The 19,797-nt window shown below is 39.0% G+C and carries 16 protein-coding genes and 2 pseudogenes; 9 read left to right on the top strand and 9 right to left on the bottom strand.

Annotation, left to right across the window (positions count from 1 at the left end; genetic code table 11):
- Positions 1–108: 108 nt before the first annotated feature.
- The 5 genes and pseudogenes from BN30_RS05615 to BN30_RS05635 all read right to left on the bottom strand — a co-directional run bounded on the left by BN30_RS05615 (position 109) and on the right by BN30_RS05635 (position 7,642).
- Positions 109–1,758, bottom strand: a complete 1,650-nt coding sequence (locus BN30_RS05615; RefSeq protein ID WP_019214537.1) for an amino acid ABC transporter ATP-binding/permease protein — start codon at positions 1,756–1,758, stop codon at positions 109–111.
- Positions 1,748–3,478, bottom strand: coding sequence for an ABC transporter ATP-binding protein/permease (locus BN30_RS05620; protein WP_019214538.1), 1,731 nt, complete (start codon positions 3,476–3,478; stop codon positions 1,748–1,750). The genes BN30_RS05615 and BN30_RS05620 overlap by 11 nt, the downstream gene beginning before the upstream one ends.
- A 163-nt stretch (positions 3,479–3,641) precedes the next feature.
- Positions 3,642–3,941, bottom strand: a pseudogene (locus BN30_RS09170) (transposase); the annotation flags it as partial.
- A gap of 163 nt (positions 3,942–4,104) precedes the next feature.
- Entirely contained in the window at positions 4,105–5,577 is a 1,473-nt protein-coding gene (locus BN30_RS05630; RefSeq protein ID WP_019214540.1) for a hypothetical protein, read from the bottom strand.
- A gap of 13 nt (positions 5,578–5,590) precedes the next feature.
- Complete coding sequence (locus tag BN30_RS05635; RefSeq protein ID WP_019214541.1) at positions 5,591–7,642, bottom strand: efflux RND transporter permease subunit; 2,052 nt, start codon at positions 7,640–7,642, stop codon at positions 5,591–5,593.
- Between the two features lie 176 nt (positions 7,643–7,818).
- On the opposite strand from BN30_RS05635, the gene BN30_RS05640 reads away from it, so the two are divergent.
- Positions 7,819–8,394, top strand: coding sequence for a TetR/AcrR family transcriptional regulator C-terminal domain-containing protein (locus BN30_RS05640; protein ID WP_019214542.1), 576 nt, complete (start codon positions 7,819–7,821; stop codon positions 8,392–8,394).
- 528 nt (positions 8,395–8,922) lie between these two features.
- Positions 8,923–9,378 (top strand): IS200/IS605 family transposase, encoded by a 456-nt coding sequence (gene tnpA / locus BN30_RS05645; protein WP_019214255.1) that lies wholly within the window; start codon positions 8,923–8,925, stop codon positions 9,376–9,378.
- Positions 9,379–9,997: 619 nt separating this feature from the next.
- Here tnpA and BN30_RS05650 read toward each other — a convergent pair.
- Both BN30_RS05650 and BN30_RS05655 read right to left on the bottom strand, forming a co-directional pair.
- Positions 9,998–11,761: a DUF2207 family protein gene (locus tag BN30_RS05650; protein ID WP_019214543.1), complete on the bottom strand. Its 1,764-nt coding sequence runs from the start codon at positions 11,759–11,761 to the stop codon at positions 9,998–10,000.
- Positions 11,761–12,303 (bottom strand): LemA family protein, encoded by a 543-nt coding sequence (locus tag BN30_RS05655; protein WP_019214544.1) that lies wholly within the window; start codon positions 12,301–12,303, stop codon positions 11,761–11,763. Before BN30_RS05655 ends, BN30_RS05650 begins: the two co-directional genes overlap by 1 nt.
- A 552-nt stretch (positions 12,304–12,855) precedes the next feature.
- On the opposite strand from BN30_RS05655, the gene BN30_RS05660 reads away from it, so the two are divergent.
- From BN30_RS05660 to BN30_RS05675, 4 genes are all read left to right on the top strand, one after another.
- Positions 12,856–14,307: an alpha/beta hydrolase gene (locus tag BN30_RS05660; protein WP_019214545.1), complete on the top strand. Its 1,452-nt coding sequence runs from the start codon at positions 12,856–12,858 to the stop codon at positions 14,305–14,307.
- Positions 14,308–14,316: 9 nt separating this feature from the next.
- On the top strand, positions 14,317–15,147 hold the full coding sequence (locus BN30_RS09175; RefSeq protein ID WP_019214546.1) for a mechanosensitive ion channel family protein: 831 nt from the start codon (positions 14,317–14,319) through the stop codon (positions 15,145–15,147).
- 405 nt (positions 15,148–15,552) lie between these two features.
- The gene (locus BN30_RS05670) at positions 15,553–15,789 is read left to right on the top strand and encodes an AbrB/MazE/SpoVT family DNA-binding domain-containing protein (protein ID WP_019214547.1); all 237 of its coding nucleotides are present in this window, start codon (positions 15,553–15,555) and stop codon (positions 15,787–15,789) included.
- The gene (locus BN30_RS05675) at positions 15,783–16,112 is read left to right on the top strand and encodes a type II toxin-antitoxin system PemK/MazF family toxin (protein WP_019214548.1); all 330 of its coding nucleotides are present in this window, start codon (positions 15,783–15,785) and stop codon (positions 16,110–16,112) included. The genes BN30_RS05670 and BN30_RS05675 overlap by 7 nt, the downstream gene beginning before the upstream one ends.
- A 57-nt stretch (positions 16,113–16,169) precedes the next feature.
- Here the strand turns inward: BN30_RS05675 and BN30_RS05680 are convergent, their stop codons facing one another.
- Together BN30_RS05680 and BN30_RS05685 are read right to left on the bottom strand one after the other, a co-directional pair.
- The gene (locus BN30_RS05680) at positions 16,170–16,988 is read right to left on the bottom strand and encodes a tRNA 2-thiocytidine biosynthesis protein TtcA (protein ID WP_019214549.1); all 819 of its coding nucleotides are present in this window, start codon (positions 16,986–16,988) and stop codon (positions 16,170–16,172) included.
- Positions 16,981–17,499 carry an adenine phosphoribosyltransferase gene (locus BN30_RS05685; RefSeq protein ID WP_019214550.1) on the bottom strand — a complete coding sequence of 173 codons (519 nt, stop codon included), beginning with the start codon at positions 17,497–17,499 and terminating at the stop codon, positions 16,981–16,983. The genes BN30_RS05680 and BN30_RS05685 overlap by 8 nt, the downstream gene beginning before the upstream one ends.
- A 263-nt stretch (positions 17,500–17,762) precedes the next feature.
- Here BN30_RS05685 and BN30_RS10080 point away from each other — a divergent pair, with 263 nt between their 5' ends.
- The 3 genes and pseudogenes from BN30_RS10080 to BN30_RS10490 all read left to right on the top strand — a co-directional run bounded on the left by BN30_RS10080 (position 17,763) and on the right by BN30_RS10490 (position 19,718).
- Entirely contained in the window at positions 17,763–17,912 is a 150-nt protein-coding gene (locus BN30_RS10080) for a hypothetical protein (protein ID WP_019214551.1), read from the top strand.
- 12 nt (positions 17,913–17,924) lie between these two features.
- Positions 17,925–18,347: pseudogene (locus tag BN30_RS10485) on the top strand (bacterial Ig-like domain-containing protein); the annotation flags it as partial.
- On the top strand, positions 18,321–19,718 hold the full coding sequence (locus BN30_RS10490; protein ID WP_341348925.1) for a stalk domain-containing protein: 1,398 nt from the start codon (positions 18,321–18,323) through the stop codon (positions 19,716–19,718). The pseudogene BN30_RS10485 and the gene BN30_RS10490, both read left to right, overlap by 27 nt.
- Positions 19,719–19,797 lie beyond the last annotated feature (79 nt).

Consider the following 19,797-nt stretch of genomic DNA (forward strand, 5'->3'; position numbering starts at 1 on the left):
TCGATATATAAGGCGCAGCATAACGAGCGACCGACTGAGGTGTACGTACAGGTACTCCGCAAGGAGGAAGCGAGCGCGCAAGCCTTAGATACGATTTTGGCGCGAAATTTATATTTTCACGATGTCGTCACATATCCTAAGCGTCGAAATCCTATGACTCACCATAATCACGGTCTTTCCCTTCATATAATTCACAATCGAGTTTAGGATTATGCTCTCGTTAAGCGCATCCAAATTACTTGTTGGCTCATCGAAGAGATAAATTTCGGCATCTTTCAAAAAGCACCTCGCAAGTCCAAGTCTTTGCTGCTCGCCACCTGAAAAGTTCTCGCCCAGCTCCTTGATATATGTGTCTAAGCCGTCCTTAAGTGAGCTTACATAATCAAGTATCGATGCCTTGCGTAGCGCTTCCTTAAGCTCTTCGTCAGACGCATAGGGCTTTGCAATCAATAGATTGTCTCTGATGCTGCCCTCGAAAAATTCGCTTGTTTGTGTCATATAGCTAAGATTCTCGTAAAGCGATGCCGTATTTATATCCATAATATTTTTGCCGGCGATTTTAATCTCGCCACGGTCAAGATTCCAAAAGTGCATGATAAGCTTAAGCATAGTCGATTTACCACAGCCACTTGGTCCTTGAATGCCGATAAATTCATGATTTTTAACAGCTAAACTAAAATCATTCAAAATCTTTTCATCTTTATAAGCAAAATTTATGCCATTTATTTCAATAATATTTCCTTCGTATGAAGCAATTGCATTTTTTCTTAAATTTTCTTTATTAGTAATTTCCTCAACCATAGGCTTTTCTTCAAGTATATTCATAACCCTATCAGCCGAGGCAAGCGTTTGTGAAAGGCCATTACCAAGAAGCGAAACGGCTCTGACGGCGCCAAAACTAAAGTATGTTAAAACAGATGCTAGGAAGATGTCTGAGCCAGTTGTTCCAGCCACTATCAAGGCTAGAAAGACTAGAGCAGTCACCAAAACTTCAAGCATGTCCTCAAGCGCAAGAAGTACTGCAAGCTGCTTAATTAGCGTATCTTGATTAGTTTTAAGTCTCGCGTTTAGCGCATTAACTTTTTTTACCGCCTCTTTTTGATAAGCAAAACTAATTATTTCGGATATGCCTCTTAGCAAATCCAAAAAGCTGTTGTTAATCCTCGCAAGTGCGCGTCTTGTCTCAGCTGCAGCATTTCCAGCTAGCTTTGAGAATATCATTGGCAAAACTATAGCGATGGCTGCGTGGCCCATAAGCACTACAAGAGCTGCTATAGGTGATATTTGTCCCAAGAAAAACGCATATACAAGGCTTGTGATCATTGCTATGCAAACTGGGGATATGGTATGAGCGTAGAAGACTTCCAATAGCTCCATGTCAGAGGATATGGCGCTGATCAGGTCTCCTTTATTCATCATCTCAATCTTAGCAGGAGCAAGTCTACGAATCGCTGCGAACACTCTATTTCTTAGCAGAGCCAATACTTTGAAGGCGATTAAGTGATTCATGTACTGCTCAAGATATCTGAAAAGTCCTCTCAAGATGACAGCTCCAGCCATTATTTTCATGATGCTTGCCATTTGCGAGCCGCCTTCGACGTACTGAAGTATGAGTTTTGCGCCCATCACGCCAATTGCTGTGTAGAATAAAAATGAGATGCATCCCGCTAAAACAGCTATTGCCATGAATTTGCTAAGAGGTCTGACTACTTTTAAAAGCTTAGTAACAGTTTTTAATCCGCTTTTATTATTTTTCACTTACAAGACCTCCTTCCAAGCTTTCTTGCGCATCGTAAATGCGCTTGTACTCGCCATTTTGCGCCATGAGCGCGTTATGAGTGCCTTCTTCTACCAGTTTTGCCTTAGCTAAGACATAGATTTTGTCAGCGTCCTTAATCGATGAAAGACGGTGACTAACTATGATTACAAGCTTTTCTTTGGCAATATTTTTGATATTTTCTAAAATTATTTCTTCACTTTCGATGTCAATGTTGCTAGTTGCCTCGTCAAAAATGAAAATTTTCGAATCTTCAATCATAGCTCTCGCAAGAGCAAGCCTTTGCCTTTGGCCGCCACTAAGGTTAACTCCGCCGCTTGATAAAGGCATTTTAAGGCCATCTCTTTCAATGATCTCCTCATATAAATTAACTTTTTTAAGAGCTGTGTTTATGGTACTATCATTGACATTATTTTTTGCCATCACTAAATTTTCCCTCAAAGATCCTTCGAAAATGTGTGCATTATGCGTAATCCTATTGACATTCGAGGCGATGGATGCAGAATTTATCTCATTATACGCAGTATCATTTGCAAAAACATCGCCAGAACTTGCTCTCATCGCAGCCGACAAAACTTTTGCAAGAGTTGATTTACCCGAGCCGCTCTCGCCAACAAGAGCGATGTAGCCTTTATTAGGGAAGTCTATGTTAATATTTTGAAGAGCAGATTCATCTCCGTCAGGGTACTTATATGAAAGATTTTTTACGCTAAGCTTGATATCATCAGCTTTAGGGAAGCTCATGCCTCTTTCATCCTCTTTTAGTTCTAGAAAATCTATAAGCGTTTTACCAGCCGCAACACCAGTCATTGCAACGTGAAAACTTGCTGTAAGCGTAATCATCGGTCTGAAAGCATCCATGGACATGATTAAAATCATGATTAAAAAGTGCAGAGCAAGGCCAGTTTTTGCATAAACATAAAGACTCATGAAAATGCAGGCGATGGACGAACCATAGGCAATCCATTCGATTAGAGTTATTGAATTTAGCTGCATAGCAAGTATACGCATCGTTTCATTTCTAAAGTCTTCAGCCTTTTTGTCAAGCTCGTCAGCCCTTTTCGCGTCCGCTCTGAAAATTTTTAAAGCAGTGATGCCTTGTAAACTGTCAAGAAATAGCTCGCCAACGTCTTGATATTTGCGCCAATACTTCTTTTGCATGCGCCCAACCATAGTCAAGATAAATTTTAATAAAAGTGGTATGATTGGCATTAGAACTAGGAATAATAGTCCCACGTGCCAGTCGATATACGTTAGAACCGCGAAATTCACAAGACTTGCGCCAAATGCGCCGTAGTATTCAGGAAGGAAGCGGCCGTAATAGTTTTGCAGCTGCTCAATAGTGTCCGAGCCTAAATTGATTAAAGTCGCTGTAGAAATTTGCTCCTTGTAGCTTGGACCGATCGAAACCGCCTTCGTGATAAGCCTTTCTCTGAGTTTGCCTTTAACCTCGCCGATGATGTTTGATTGATAATCAGTCACCTTGAAAAGCGCTAGAACCCTTATAATTACGCCAAGAGCAAAGATTATTAAAAGCCTTTTCATGTCAATGGCAGTTTTTGAGTAAAGCGCCTCAGCCAAAGTGCCAAAGGCCAGAGCAAGTAGAGCAGTGCCTACAACGCGCAGCATCATCATAAAAACGCTGTTACGAATATATTTTTTCGCATTGCCAATAGATTTGAATAAATATTTATCAAGCATAAATTTTCTCCTTTATGTATTTTAGTGCGTGACTTAGCTAGCACTAACCAAGATTAAGTATAACATAAATTGGTTTGAATTACTAGATATTTTATAGAAATAAAAAAGTATAGGATGAAGATAATGATGTGTACCCAGAAAACTGGACGCATTAATATTTAGTTTACACTATGGATGCTAACCTATACAAAGTAGGTGGCATCCATTTTGTTTTCTTCTGAATTCTTTCGTTATTATAGTAGTATATATATTCATCAATAGCTTTTGAAAATTCTTCAAATGTTTTAAATTCTCTCTCACATCCATAATACATCTCTGTTTTTAGTCTACCAAAAAATGTTTCCATGATACAGTTATCGTAACAGTTTCCCTTTCTTGACATTGACTGTGTTATTTGATGCTTTTCTAGTTCTTTGATGTAGTAGCTGTTTTGATATTGCCAGCCTTGGTCTGAGTGCATGATTAAGCCTTCTACGCATTCTTTTTTGAATTCATAACTATATCGCATAAAAATACCCTCCTTACTGCTTTGTCCAGTAAAGAGGGTACATATCAACTTTTCTCTATCCTTTATTTTTGAGAGGTTTATATGGAAGGACTTGCCTTCATGTATATATAAATTAAATCTATTTACTAAAGAGTTCTGTAAACTTCTTAAAGACGTTTTTCTTTTCGTCTACTTTCTTTTCGTGGACTTCTTCTTTGACTTCTTCTTCTATCTTTTCTGTTTTTAGCACGAATTGCACGGATCTAACGTTTTCATTTTTCTCTGAAGCGAATGATTTCACATAAGTGCTAGCGCTGTCATTTTTCACGAATTTGTCCTTAACTTTATTTTCTTCGCTCTTTATCTCGTCATATAGCTTCGTAAAGCCTGTTGTAATCTTGTCTGTAGCGACTAGGTAGTCTGAGAGGCTCTTCGTGAAGCTCGCCATGCCCTTAGTCATACTAGAGTTTGCGCTTATTAGTTCACTTGCTTTTGCGCTCATGGATGCAGCGCCTGCGTTTAGCATTTTGCTTGACTTAGCCGCGACACTCACTCCGCCTACGTACTCATTAAGTCCCGCGTCAAAGGCCTTGTATGATTCTTTTATCATGGCAATGGCTTGGGCCATATTCTTGTTATTTTGCGCAAGTAAAGCGATCTTCTCAAGACCATCTTCCACGCTCTTTGAAGCTGCCTTTAATTCATCTGACTTCGCGTCAATGGCTTCAAGCCCAGCATCAAGTTTTGCTACGCCATCAAAAACTTCTACGCTCTTCTCGATGTAGGCTCTGTTTGCGCCCTCAAGCTTATCATATGAAGCCTTTATATCTCTTGCACCATTGGCAAGGGGTTTTGTATTTTTATTGATTTTGTAGCTCGCGTCCTTAAGTTTTTGGCTCGCGCTCTTCAAATCGTCTGCTTTTTCCTCAAGTCCAAGGCTTTCAAGGTCGATGTTTAGCTTTAAATCAAGACAATTGATGGAGAAGCCTTCGAATGAAAAGTCCTCTACATCAGCGTTTATGCTTGCTTCAATCCCTGTGTTTGGAAGGACGATAAAGTTTATAAGCTTCATCTCGCCTTCATTTGCAAGAGAGGCCTTGTCTGAAGATATATTCTTAAACTTCTTTGTGTCGAGCTTAGTCGAGACTTCAAGTGTGTATTTTTCAAAGAACTCCTTGTCCATGGCAGGGTTTTCCTTGATGCTAAGTTTGATCTCGACCTCGCCAGACTTGCCCTTAATTTCTTTTGCGATTATCTCTTTGCCATCGATGTAATATTTTACGTTAATTAGCCAAGGAAGAGTCTTGTCGTCCATGTCGCCTTGGTAGTAGAACCTATCTTTATCGCTTGTAAATGTAATTTTATCTGCGTTCATCTTGACATCGGCTTCTGAGTTTAAGGCCTTGACCTTAGTGTAAGAGCCGTAGTCTTCCTTAGCACCCTTGCTAAAAATATTCACAATGCTAAGGCTATTGACCTCGCCATCGCTTTTTAAACTAGCGTAGACAACCTCTTCCTTCGCATTATCACTCGCTGCTAAGATGGGCGCCGTAGCCATAAATATCATTACGAGGCACAAAACGCCCGCTAATAATCTTTTCTTTTTATCCATAATATCACCTTTCTTAATTAACAAATTCTGTGTTTTTCGTAGTTTTTTGAATAAGTCCGTCGAGGCTATATAGTAGGCCAGGCAAAACGAAGAGCACTATGACTAGTGAAGCTGTCGTTCCTATCGCAAGCAGGTAGCCCAGCTGCGAGATCAGGCCGTGAGTTGAGAACTTTCCTAGCAATATGCCGACAACTATCATCGCGGTAGCTGATGTCAGTATCGAAACGGCCGTCATTGACACTGTGTTAATGGCTGCATCTGCCTTGTTCAAGGACTTTCTCTCTTCAAGGTATCTCTCGCTCAAAAGTATCGCGTAATCGACTGTCGCCCCAAGCTGTATCGATGAAATGATCAGGTAGGCGATGTAGAAGACGCTCGATGAGCGGTAGTAAGGCACTGACATGTTTATATATATCGCTGTCTCGATGGCTGCAACCAAGAGTATAGGTAGGCTTAAGGACTTTTCTGTAAGCAATAAAACTATAAATACGGCGGCGATGGCTATGATATTAACGGTAGTCATGTCCGCTGTTACAGTGTTTTTAAGGTCATAAGTCGATACGCCTTCGCCAAGTAGGTAGTATTCGCCGTAGTACTTACTTATTGCGGCCTTAATATCGTCTATGAGCTTGTAAGTATCTTCGCCTTCGAAGTCCGCGTCGACCGAAACTATCATCCTAGTGTAATTATCGGAGTTTAGCTTTTTTAGGTCACTCTCGTCCAAAAAGCTAGTCGGTATCGTCTCTCCAACCATGTCCACATAAGAGATAACGCTCTTGACCTTGCTCATGGACCTCAAATCGTCAGAAAGACGCCTTTCCTTTTCTAAGCTTCCAAGAGGCACCAAGATCGCGTAATTATCTTCAGCGCCGAACTTTTCCTCGATGGCGATGTTGTCCTGGCCGAGCTTAGTATCTGGGCCAAAGATGTGTGAAGTGCCGAAGTAGTATGAGTTTTTGCTAGCCGCTAAAAAGCTTGGCACGATAAGTAGCAAGAAGACCACGATGTAGGCTCTCTTGTGTTTAAAAACGTGATGGGCGAAGCCGTCAAAGCTTGGAATGAAGCGTTTGTGGCTAGTCTTGTCGATGTACTTATCAAAGTGCAAAATAATGATGGGTGCAAGCGTAAATACAGTTAGAAGCGAGATGAATACGCCCTTTGCAAGCGCTAGACCAAGGTCTGGACCTATCTTAAATTGCATAAAGACAAGGGCCAAGAAACCGATGATGGTAGTCAGAGCCGACGAAAGTATCGACGAGAACGACATATCAAGCGCCTCAATCATTGCCTCCTTCTTGTCATTCGTCTTGAGCTTTTCCTCTTTAAACCTGTGCATCACAAAGACAGTGTAGTCCATGGACACGGCGAGTAGAAGTATGTTGCCCGCGGCGTTTGTCACGAATGAAATCTCTCCGAAGATGATATTCGTGCCCGCATTTATAAGTATGGCAGTCGCTAGTGAAAGCATGATTATGACAGGCTCGATCCACGCATCAGTCGTTAAAATCAGTATAAGTATTGTAAATAGCACACCGATGATGGTTACGATGATGATTTCATTAACCGAGTTAGTCGTAGCGATGGCAGTGTTCACAGCAGAGCCAGTCATGGCCGCCTCTTCACCTATAATCTCTCTGATTGCCTCAGTCGAGGCTATCGCCTTGTCCTCATCCACGGAAATGTTTATAAGCGCAGAGCCGTCCTTGTAGTAGCTATCTAGATGCTTTTGATCCATGAAATCCATGGGCTTCATCACATCTTCGAAATCACTTAGCCAGCTGACGGTTTTGACGCCATCCACCATTTTGATGGCGCTGATAGTATCCAAAACCTCGCTGACATCCTTCTTTGGAAGCATGACGCGCACGTTAAAGATGTCCTCATCAAACTCTTCCTTCATCTTGTCAATGGCGACAGACGAGTCGCTCTTTTCTGGCAAGTAGTCATTAATCTTGTAGTTAACCCGAATCTTCGGGTACGAAACTATTGAAAAGACTAGTAAAATCACAAAGATCGATACTATTAACTTAGGCTTTTCAATAAGCTTTGCAAAAATCTTTTTCACAAAATTATCCCCTTTCTTTAATCTAGTACATATTATAGCCAGATATGAGCTAAGTTAAACTGGTCAATTTACACGTTCTTGTGTGAAATGGGACAAAATTATTATACTTGATGGTCAAATATGTATTAAAAGTGCAGCTATTTTTATAAATCGGGTATAATATAAGTGGTGATACAATGAAAAACGAAGAAATTTCGACTATGACCAAGAAAAAATTGGCAGAGTCATTAAAAAAGCTAATGAAAAAGAAAAGCTTAAGCAAAATCACAATCTCAGATATAGTTAAGGACTGCGACGTCAACAGAAAGACCTTCTACTACCACTTCATCGGCATCGAAGAGCTCTTCAAGTGGATGCTCGAGGAGGAGGCGGTTCACGTCGTGAAGAACTTCGACGTAAAGAAGGACCACAAAGAGGCGATACTCTTCGTCATGGACTACATAGATAACAATCAGGACATACTTAATTGCGCCTACGACTCGATCGGTAGAGAAGGGCTCAAGGACTTCTTCTACGACGATTTCTATGAGGTAGTGCTAAAAGTGATTGAAACGACAGAAGAAGATATGGATATAGCCCTGGACCCAGACTTCAAGGATTTTCTGTGCAAGATGTATGCGGGCGCGATCGCCAACATGATTATCGACTACTTTTACTCGAGAAAGCACATTGACCACGAGAAGATCGCAAATTATATAGCGCTGATAGTAGCGGCATCGATACGTAGCTCTATTGAGGAATATATGACTTAATTTCGCATTAAGTTGAGCCCTTTTGCTAGTTTCGAATTATTTTGTCGCTGCGGAGTGCGTTTAGCACACCTCGCTCCAAAAAATTCTGTACAACGCAAAATCATCTCAACTTCTCTGCGAACTAAGGTTTTGAGTTAATTTGTAGAGTTATATCAAGACTCCGCATCGTCCAATCCAGCTCAAGTGTCTTGCACCAAGGTTCTCGGGACCCATTCAAAGCGAAGCTTTGTAAATGGGTGAGGTTCTTCTTTGCTCTGCAAATTTGTTGAACTAAGCTGCGTGGAACTATCTTTTCGATGTACAATGGCGAGTAAAATATAAAAATAAACGAAGAATTAAATCATAGATAAAAGAAGAAGGACAGAGAAATAAAATCTCTATCCTTGTTGTATTAGAAAACCCCCAGTTAGACTGGGGGTTCAGTTTAGCTTTAGCGGTGATAAACAAACAAAAAAACCTCCCTATTTGATATAATATAATTGTAATCTGTCAATTGCAATATAAAATCAAATAAGGGAGGAATTAAAAATGTCATTGAATGACACACATAGTTTATCACATACTAAATGGAATTGCAAATACCACATAGTGTTTGCACCCAAGTATAGAAGGAAAGAATTTTTTGGAGATAAAAGACTTGAAATAGGACAAATTTTAAGAGAATTATGTAGTTGGAAAGAAGTTAATATAATAGAAGCAGAAGTTTGCCCAGATCATGTACACATGTTGGTAGAAATACCACCCAAATTAGCAGTATCAAGCTTCATGGGATTCTTAAAAGGAAAAAGCAGTATAATGATTTATGAAAAATGGGGCAATTTAAAATATAAGTACAGAGGACGTCAATTTTGGTGTAGAGGTTATTATGTAGATACAGCAGGAAAAAATACAAAAATCATACAAGAGTATATACAAAATCAATTGAAACAAGACCAGCTTAGTGAACAGCTGACATTTGATACAATAGACCCTTTTAAAGGGTAGCTAGTATAATTTGCAAGTGACAGATTAACCAACGTCCTTGAGGCGTGGCTAGTAATACAGGCCCTTTGGGCCGCATGAGAAAAACCCCCGGCTAGGCCGGGGGATATTTATTTATGTCTAGAATAATATATTTATTCACAACTGCCGCCGCCAGAACCGCAACTAAAGTTTGTCGGAAAAATGCGACGATTGGACGAAGTGGACCTGAAACAAATAAAGCAGTTATTAAAAATAATTTATCCACAACCGTAAGTTCTTGAAATAAGGAAGAACCCCGTCCATAAATGGACGTGAACCTTTACGCTACGATGAATAAGGCGCAGCATAACGAGCGACCTACAGCCACCGCCAGAGCTCGCACTCGAGATGATTGGACGATGTGGACTTAAATACATATAACATCTTTAAAAATAATTCATCCACAACCGTAAGTTCTTGAAATAATTTGATGGATTTTGCGTTGTACAGAATTTTTTGGAGTGAGGTGTGCTAAACGCACTCCGTAGCGACAAAACAATTCGAAACTAGCAAAAGGGCTCAACTTAATGCGAAATAAGGTGAGCATTGCTGAAAAGGGAACAAGCCCAAGGGCGCGTTTTAGCACAAACTCATACAAGGGCTATCTGCCGCCTCCGCCAGATCCGCCTCCCGAAAATCCTCCGCCTCCACCAAACGACATCCCTCCGCCTCCTCCATGTGAGGCTGATGATGAGCGATTGCTTTGGTAGGCGTGGTTTACTGATGTGCCGACATTATTCACAACGTGATACAAAAGAACTGGGTCAAGGCCTGTATATCCAGCGTAAGTGTAGTTTGGATCAAGGCTTTTAAACTTTTCCAAAACTTTTTCTCCAAGTCCAAACAGAGCTGCAAGCACCAAATATTCGTCCCAAAGTGCGACTTCAACCGCTTCACGCTCGTTAATCAAAGTGAAATCCTTCAAAAACTTTATAAATCCTTTTTGTTTAATGGCCTCTTCACGACCTTGCTCAGTGAAAACATCGTAGCTAGATAGCAAAAATCCTGGCTTCTTATATAATAAATTCAAATTTTCAGCCGCGCTATTCGCATTTTTATTGTAATTTTTAACGAAATTTTCGGCAACGCTTCCTCTGTTAAAGGCCCTCGTAAGCTCATCGTTTCTAAGCACGAGGTCATCGCCCGATGCGCTTGTAATCAGCTTATATAGCCACTCTTCCATCACATCATCACTCTCGGGCGCTCTAATAATTTTAAAGCAATCCTCAATAACGTCCTTTTTGAAAATCAGTCCCTTAGTAAACTTTTCCTTGACAAGCTCTAAATTGCCGTCCTTAATCCATTTTAGAAAATAGGCGGCGACCACATTTGTCACAGAAAAGTTTTCATTCACCGAATAAATGCCGCTGTTAAGCAAAATATTTCCATTCATTGGCAAATCACGCCAATAGTTTACATCTCTCGGTAGTCTATTCTCAGAATTTATCATGGATTTTTTAATTCCTGACATAATCATGGAAAAGATTGACGCAATAAAAATAAAAATCATCGGTATGACAATTGGGTTAGCAGTGCCAATAAATCTTGTGACGAAATTGCCATTATATTCTGGATAATAGTAATTGTCTTCATTATTATCATAATTATTTTCTTCTTCAATATCTTCTTCACGATTGTTATAGTCAGAGCCTTCAAGTGCGGTATTCTTCAAGTCTTCAAAGCTTCCGCTACCCTTGCTAATAGGATGAATTATATCTTTATTAAGACCGAACAAAACTGTTAGGTGATTTTCTGAGCCAAAATCATTTATCTCGTGAACGACGACCTTGCCGCCCTCAAAAACGATTGGCGCGTCTGAGCCGAAGCCCCAAACACGAGCGTTATTCTCATTTATCTCACCATTTTCCAAACTTAGCTCGAAAGAAACTTTTTCTGGAGCAGGATCCATCTGGTCATTGACGAAGCGAATGTTGAAGCCGTCCATATCATCAAAACTTTGGGCAGCTCTGTACATTTTATAATTTAATGTATAGGTCTTGTCTTTGTTAAGCTCGCTCTTGCCAAAGCAAAGCTCGACACCGTCAGAGGTGCCGTGTATACCGCATTTGCGAGCCTTTTCGTCAAAGGTCCAATCGACGTTCCAATTGTCAATGGTCTCGTATGGGCCGCTCTCATCGGAAACTTTAAAATCCGTAATGACCATATCTCGCATGTGACTCTTAGGTATGAAAAACTCAGTGCCAGAGCCGGCTCTAGCCTTCCACACCTCAGTGACTAGTAGTGATCCATCGTCCATAAGCGTAGCTTTTATGTCAATGGAGTGGATTTCATCTGATGATGCGTAGCAATTTATTGAAAATACTAGGATTATGGCGGCGAATATGCTCGCCAAAAACTTTTTCATTATCTAAACTCCAAATCCGGCATATCTTTTTTGGCTTCGTCTGTGCTCAAATACTCTTTAGGATGAACGTTTAAGATGGACGCAGCGATGGATGTTGGGAACATTTTGACAGCTCTGTTAAGCTTTGTAACTGAGTCGTTGTAAACCATGCGGCTGATTCTGACTTTATTTTCATAGTCATTGATCGAGTCCATGGTTTTTGCGTAAAGTTCAGAGGCTTTTAGCTCTGGATAGCTCTCAGCAACAGCGTTTATCCTCGATAGAGCGCTTCCAAGTAGAGCCTCGCCTTCCTTTACGTCATTTGCATTTTTAACAGCACTTCTCTTTTCGATAATGTCTCTAAGAGTTTCGTACTCATGTTCTGAGTAAGCTTTAACCGCGTTAGCAAGCGCCTTTAGAGCGTCCCAACGTGAGTTTAAATTTACGGCAATGTTTGCAAAAGCATTGTCAACGTTTTCTTCAAGGCTTACTAGACTTCTTTGTGTTGAAATGAAATAGAACACTAAAAGTACTAAAACTACTAAAATAATTCCGATTATCATAATATTACCTCCTTTAAATTCGCGATTATTAATCGAAAAGTGTTTTCCTTCGCTTGCTAGTCTACGAAAACTGATAATTTCTAAGCTTGTTCACACATCAAAAAGATAGTTCCACGCAGCTTAGTTCACCAAATTGACAATTGCTAAGTTCGTTCGCTTGAAAATTCATATTCGTTACGCTGCGCTCCACTAGATGAATTTTCGGGCAGCTCACTTCTCTAAGCAATTGAAGCAATTTGTCTCAATGCGCTGCTTTCGGAACATATCTTTTTTCACTAATGCAGTTTTCTCCGAATGCTTCGCTCGTGAAAATCACTTTTCTTTTTATGTAGCAAAAAAATTATTTGTTTGCGAAATTAATTTGCTTCATCAAATTTTCTTTGCAAAATTAATTTGATTTAATAAATATTTTTATAAATAAATCTTTGGTATTATATTTTACCCAAATAATCTAATTATATTCTAAAATTAGTGTATTTTATCAAAAATGATTTATCATAACAAATCCACACCGATATATGATATAATTTATTTATACAAGAGGTGTATGATATGTTTAATATAAATGAAATTTTTTCTGATAAAAATAAAAAGAATAAGAAAAAGAAAAATATTTTTGCTAGCAAGGCTAATAATAAGAAAAATCATGACAAAGCTATAAGAATAGAAAAGATTTTTAAAGGCGAGACCAATAGCAAAGCTAATAATAAGAAGAAAAATCATGACAAAAAAAGCAAAATTGACAAGATTTTCAAAATTGACAAAATTAGTCAAAATAATAAAAATATTATTGCTGAAGAAAAAACTAAAGTGCCCGATGCCAAGCCCATCATATTCATTCCAGGGATTTCTGGGAGCGAACTCTTCACCATTGACGAAAAATATCTAAGTGATATTGAGCGCAAAATTGGGATGATATCTAGCGGTAATGAAGAGCACGCAAAAAGGCTCTGGCTGCCACAAGGCTACGATGCCAAGGAGCTTAACGAGGATTTAAAAATCACGAACGAAGCTTATGGACTGCAAGAGGGCGACTTCAGAGAGCTAAAGGTTTTTGACAGGCACGTGGGACCGGGCGCTGCGAACGCGGTTCTTCTAAATGCGCTACTCATCAAGTTTCCGGATAGGCCCATCTATCAATTTTCATACGATTGGCGTAAATCCAACACTTTGACGATGAAAAAGCTCGATGTCTTTATCAAGACCATTCGCAAAAAAGGCAAGGTCGACATAGTTGCTCACAGCATGGGAGGCCTTGTTGCAGCGCACTATATCCGTGAACATGGCGGCCGCGTCGACAAATTCATTTCGCTTTGCACGCCTTATGAGGGCGCGCCTCACGCTTACAACCAAATGGCGAGCGGAAATATTTTTGGTGGGATAAAAGATGTCATTTTGGAAAATTTATTCGGCATAGAAAAGGAAGTTGTTCAAGGCTACGATGGGCTTGTAGAGCTATATCCAACGGCAAAGATGCTTGGCGCCTACCCTTATCAAAAAATTTTAAATAAAGAAAATTTTGACAAAATTATATCCAAAAAATATAAGGACTACGATGAACTTCTAGAAAAACTTCATGAGGCAGGTGCCTCTGAAGATTTTGAGCCACGCGAGGTTCAAAGCCGCATGAAAAGCTATCTTGGTGCGCTTCGCTTCGGGCGTTTTTTGAAAAAAGCAAAAAATTATAGGCGCCACAGAAGTTTTTCTGAGCCCATCAATCTATTGTATAGGCCAAGAACCATGTTTATAGTTGGAGAGGGCATGGATACTCAGGTTTCGGGCTACTACAGCGTGGATGATGCGAATGAGACCATAATCAAAGAGATGGTGACAAAGGAAGGCGATGGCTTAGTGCCAATGTTTTCAGCATGTATGGGTCAAAGGCTTGATCAGATGCCAGAAGAAATTAGAGAAAAATTTCAAAAAATAAAAAGCACACACATGGGCATGCTCATGGATTTGAGGGCGATGGACGCCATGTGCAAATTTTTAAGCGAAGATTAGGAGGAAAGGATGCTAGATAAATTAAAAATATATTTTACAAATGAGGCAGGAGCGATAAACACTTTAGGAAAAGTCGCACTTGTGCTTATTTACCTCATCATAGCCATCTTGGTTGTGAAAGTTATTGGCATAGTCATATCGAGGCTTGCAAGGAAGAAATATGATAAGCTCAGAACCATTGATGCGAAGAGGCTTAAGACGGTTCTAAGCGTTTTGAAGAGCTTCGCGACTGTCATAATTATATTTACATGGTTTTTGTCGGCGCTAAGGATTTTCGGGGTAAATACCTCTGCGATAGTGACAACTGCTGGGATAGGCGGTGTCGCGATCTCCTTCGGTGCGAAAAGTCTTGTAGAGGACATCATCAGCGGAATTTTTCTAATGCTTGAAGATAGCTTTGTTATCGGCGACGACATCACAGTCGCTGGAAAGACTGGCGTTGTCGAGAAAATCGGCCTTCGCACGACAACCATCCGCGATTATAACGGTGAATTGCACGTAATTCCAAACGGCGAGATAAGGGTCGTGACTAACAGGAACAAAAACATCCAAAGAGCGCTAATCACCGTGCCTATAGCCTACGATGCCGACGCGCAAATGGCTATGGACATCTTGACAAAGGAGCTTGAAAAAGTTAATGATGACCACGCAGTTATTGAGAATGTCAGCGTTTGGGGCATCACTGATTTTAATAATAATGGTGTAGTGATTTCTTGTGCGGCGAAGACGGTACCGGGGGAACAATGGCGAATTGAGAGAGAAATGCGTAAAATTGCTATAGAAGAGCTGAGGAGGAATAAGATTAAGGTTTTAGACAAAACGTTAACATTGATTAAATAAACACAGTTCGCAGAGCAAGCGAGCCCTTGAACTCGTTCCCTCCTCAGCAATGCTCACGTACCATCTGTACGCTGCGCTTGCTTCGTCAGTCCACTTCGTCCAATCCAGCTCAAGTGTCTTGCACCAAGGTTCTCGGGACCCATTCAAAGCGAAGCTTTGTAAATGGGTGAGGTTCTTCCTTGCTCTGCGAAGTCCCATGGTCGGACTATGATTCGGTGTAAAAATGATAAAAGTTAGTGAATAAAAGAAAAAGGATCTAAATTAAGAAAAAATTAAGGTGTTCGCATTAAAATTGTTTATAAAGCATATTTATTTTGCGAACGCCTATTTTTTATGTAAAAATATTGACATATTAAAATAAAAAGTATATACTATATATATACATATATCGTGGAGGTGTATATTATGATTACTTTACAAAAGTGGGGCAACAGTCAAGGTATAAGACTTCCTAAGTTTTTATTAGATGAACTTGGTTGGAACGAAAACGATGAGCTTTCAATAAGCAAGGATGATGACAAGATTATCATAAAAAAACATAATAAAAGAAAAAGCATAGTAGAGCTTTTTGATGGATACAAGGGTGATTACAAGCCAGAAGAAGTTGATTGGGGCGAAACAAAGGGTAAGGAACTATGGTAAAACAAGGAGATATTGTAAAACTAAGCTTTAATCCGCAAAAGGGACACGAGCAAGCAGGATTTAGACCAGCAGTAGTTGTTAGCAATGACGTTTTTAATAGAAATGCAAAATTAGCAATTTTATGCCCAATCACTAATACGAATAATGAGTTTCCTTTGCATGTTCCACTTGATTCAAGAACAGAAACTACAGGCGTAATACTTTGTGAGCATCTTAAGTCACTAGATCTTAATGCAAGAGAACATATTTTTATTGAGAAATGTCCAGATGATATATTAGAAAAAGCTATCAATATAATTTTCTCACAAGTAGAAATAATATAAACGAGTGAAAGTAAGTATAAAGAAAATGGCCGGAGCAATCCGACCATTGTTTTATATCTATTCATCCACTTCTTCGCCTAGTAAAAATGTCTTACCATTTTCATGCCATGCAATGCACGAATCCAAATTTATATTCATCGCGCTATTCAAAATATTTCTCTCTGCCATATTATTTGTCTCCATAAGCTTTGCGACAAGGTCTTTTATCTCGTAGCGGATATTGCCGCTTCTTTTCTTTGTAACGGAGCAGGCGCAGTCCAAAGCCTTGAGATCACTTCTCTTAAGCCACCTCTTAATATCATCTTCTTTTATGTAGTACATAGGCCTAATCAGTTTGAGCCCGTCAAAGTTTTGGCTATCAAGAATCGGGCGCATGGTCTTGAAAGTACCAGCGTATAGCATGTTCATAAGTGTCGTCTCGACCACATCATTCATGTGATGACCTAAAGCGACCTTATTGCAGCCAAGCTCCTTCGCCTTGCCATACAAAGCACCGCGGCGCATACGAGCACACATGTAGCATGGGTAGTCACCCGCAAGCTTTTCAGCGACTTCAAATATATCCGTCTCAAATATTTGTAAATCAATACCCAAAAATTTGCATAGCTCCTCAAGCTTGTCTCTGTTTTCTTTAGTAAAGCCAGGGTCCATGCTGACATAGCAGACATCAAATTTAAAAATCGAGTGCTTTTTCAGCTCTTCAAACATCTTCGCAAGAAGTATCGAGTCCTTTCCGCCACTTATAGCGACCAAGACCTTGTCACCTTCTTCAATCAGATTAAAATCATTTATCGCCTTAAGAAATTTCTTCCAAAGCTCTTTTCTGTAGCTCTTGATGATGAAGCGCTCAATCTCTTTTTTCTCTATACTATACATTATAAGTTATCAGCGAGTCAACCTTGTAGCCATCAAGCTTGTCGCGGCCCTTAAGGTCAGTTAGTTCAATCAAAAATTCAAAAGCGACAATCTCCGCACCCATCTTTTCAAGAAGATTCTTCACAGCCTCAACAGTTCCTCCAGTTGCTAGTAGGTCATCAATTACAACAACCTTAGTTCCAGGCTTGATCGCATCCTTGTGAATCTCGATAGTATCAGTGCCATATTCCTTTTCATAAGAGAAAGATACAGTCTCAGCCGGAAGCTTGCCCTTTTTTCTAACAGGAATAAAACCAAGATCCATCTTGTAGCTAAGCGCGCAGCCAAGCATAAAGCCCCTTGCTTCAGGACCAACGATGTACTCAGCGCCAAGACCCTCAATATTTTTTTCTAATTCATCTATAGCGCATCTGAAAGCGTCCTTATCCTTAAGAAGCGTAGTTATATCCTTAAAAGAAATCCCTTCCTTCGGGAAGCCTTCGATCACCCTTATAGTGCTTTTTAAATCCATATTATCACCCAAAGGGTATTATACCACTTATTCATAATTATGGCAATGATAATATATTTTTAATTATGCACATGCCTTTGCCACTACGGAAAATTTCTTCATTGATAGAATTTATATTGAGTATCTTTAGCATAGTATAATATTATATTACATTTTGGTTAAAAAACGTTTTTTATATTGCAAATGGTTTAATTAAGATGTATAATATAGATAAGAAAGAAATTATTAGGACTTTCAAATTATTCTACACGGGAGGTAGTAGTATGAAAAAGATTAGAAATATTTTATCATTAGCATTAGTCTTTATAATGCTAATAGGCTTAATGCCAATGAATGTATTTGCTGAGCCAGGAGATAAACCAGCACCAGCAGTGACAGTTAAAAGTATTGCTATAGATACTAGCAGTACTTAAAAGAAAGAGTACAAAGTTGGTGAAGAGCTAGATGTAACAGGCTTAAAGATTATTGTTACAAAATCAGATGATTCGACTCAAACTGTTGATGTTACAAGTGGAATGGTAACAGGCTTTAACTCATCTACAGCAGCTGATAGCCAAAAACTTACAATTACTTATGAAAATCAAACAATAACTTATAATGTTAGTATAAAAGCTAAAGAACCAGAAGTTAAAAAATTCAAATTAACAGCAAAAGTTGATGGCGAAGGCGGAACAGTTGATCCATCAGGTGAAAAAGAATGCAACGAAAACGATAATGTAAGTATAAAAATTAAGGCTACAAATGGTTATGAACTAGCTGAAGTAAATGTTAATGATGTAAACAAAAAAGCAGAAGTAGCAAATGACGAATTAAAACTTACTATGACTGAAAATAAGAAAGTAGTAGTAAGATTTAAAAAGACTGTAAATGAAGATGAAAAGAAAGCACTAGAAGAAGCTAAGAAAACTGCTTTAGCTGATCTTGAAAAATTAACTAATTTAACACCTGAAGAAAAAGAAGCTGCAAAAAAAGATATTGAAGGCGCAAAAAACACAAATCAAGTGAAAGCAGCAATAGGCGCAGCAAAAGCAAAAAATGATGCTAAGAAGCCAGATACACCAGAAAAAACTGTAAAAGTAGTTACTATTGGTAACGGTACAGCATCAGTTGATAAAGAATATGCTACTAAAGGTCAAACAGTTACTGTAACAGCTAAACCATATAGTGGATATGCAGTTGCTAGAGTATACTTAGAATATAATGGAATTACTAAAAACATTAACACTTACTATAACGGATACTATTACGATGGTAGATATTATGGAAGATACAATGACTATAATAAATATTTATACGTATATGAAAATAGTAGTTATTACTTAAGAAAATATGATAGCTACAGAGAATTCTTACGTCATGAATATCCAAGCCACTACAGATACTATGAAGACTACGACTACTGGACAGATAGATATGATTATGACTGGTATGATAGATACGACAACTATTATTACAAATATTTAGATGATTTCAGAAGAAAATATTCTGACATATATGATAATTATGAAGAATATCTAAGAGCTATACACCCTAATCACTACTATAACTACAGATACCTTGACAGATATGACTACAGATACCATAACTATAGATATGGTTACAACACAAGCGATACATTTGATATGCCAGCAAGTAACGTAACTGTTTATGTAGAATTTATTGACTGGTCATACTATGGATACTACTACGATGACTACTATTACTATAGATCACGTAGAGACAAAGAAGCTGAAGCTAAGAAAGAAGCAGCTAAGAAGGAAGAAGAAGCTAAGGCAAAGGCTGAAGCAGAAAAACTTCCACAAGTTTACGAAAACAAGGCTGTTATCGCTATCGGTTCAAACGTATTAGACAAAGTTAGCAAGAACGTTCACACTGTTCATCAAATGGACACTCCTGCTTACGTTAAGGACGGCAGAGTAATGCTTCCACTAAGATACGTTGCTGAAGCTCTTGGCCTACAAGTATCTTGGGTTCCTGAAACAAAAACTGTTATTATCTGGGATTTAACTCAAAGAGTTGAAATACCTGTAAAGTCTAACAGAATTATTGTTAACGGTATAACTTACACAAGCGATGTTAAGCCAGAAATTAAGAGCAGTAGAACAATGCTTCCAATAGCTAACATTGCAAGAGCACTTGGATTAATCGATGGTTCTGACATCATATGGGATCAATACAATAAACAAGTAACTCTAACAAGAAAAGTATTATCTAAATAATTTATAAAGTCCTATGAAGGGTCCGCTCATCGATTTGGGCGGATCTTTTTTGTATTAGAAAACCCCCAGTTAGACTGGG

Origin of the sequence: Fenollaria massiliensis (assembly GCF_000312505.2) — a bacterium.
Lineage (GTDB): Bacteria > Bacillota > Clostridia > Tissierellales > Peptoniphilaceae > Fenollaria > Fenollaria massiliensis.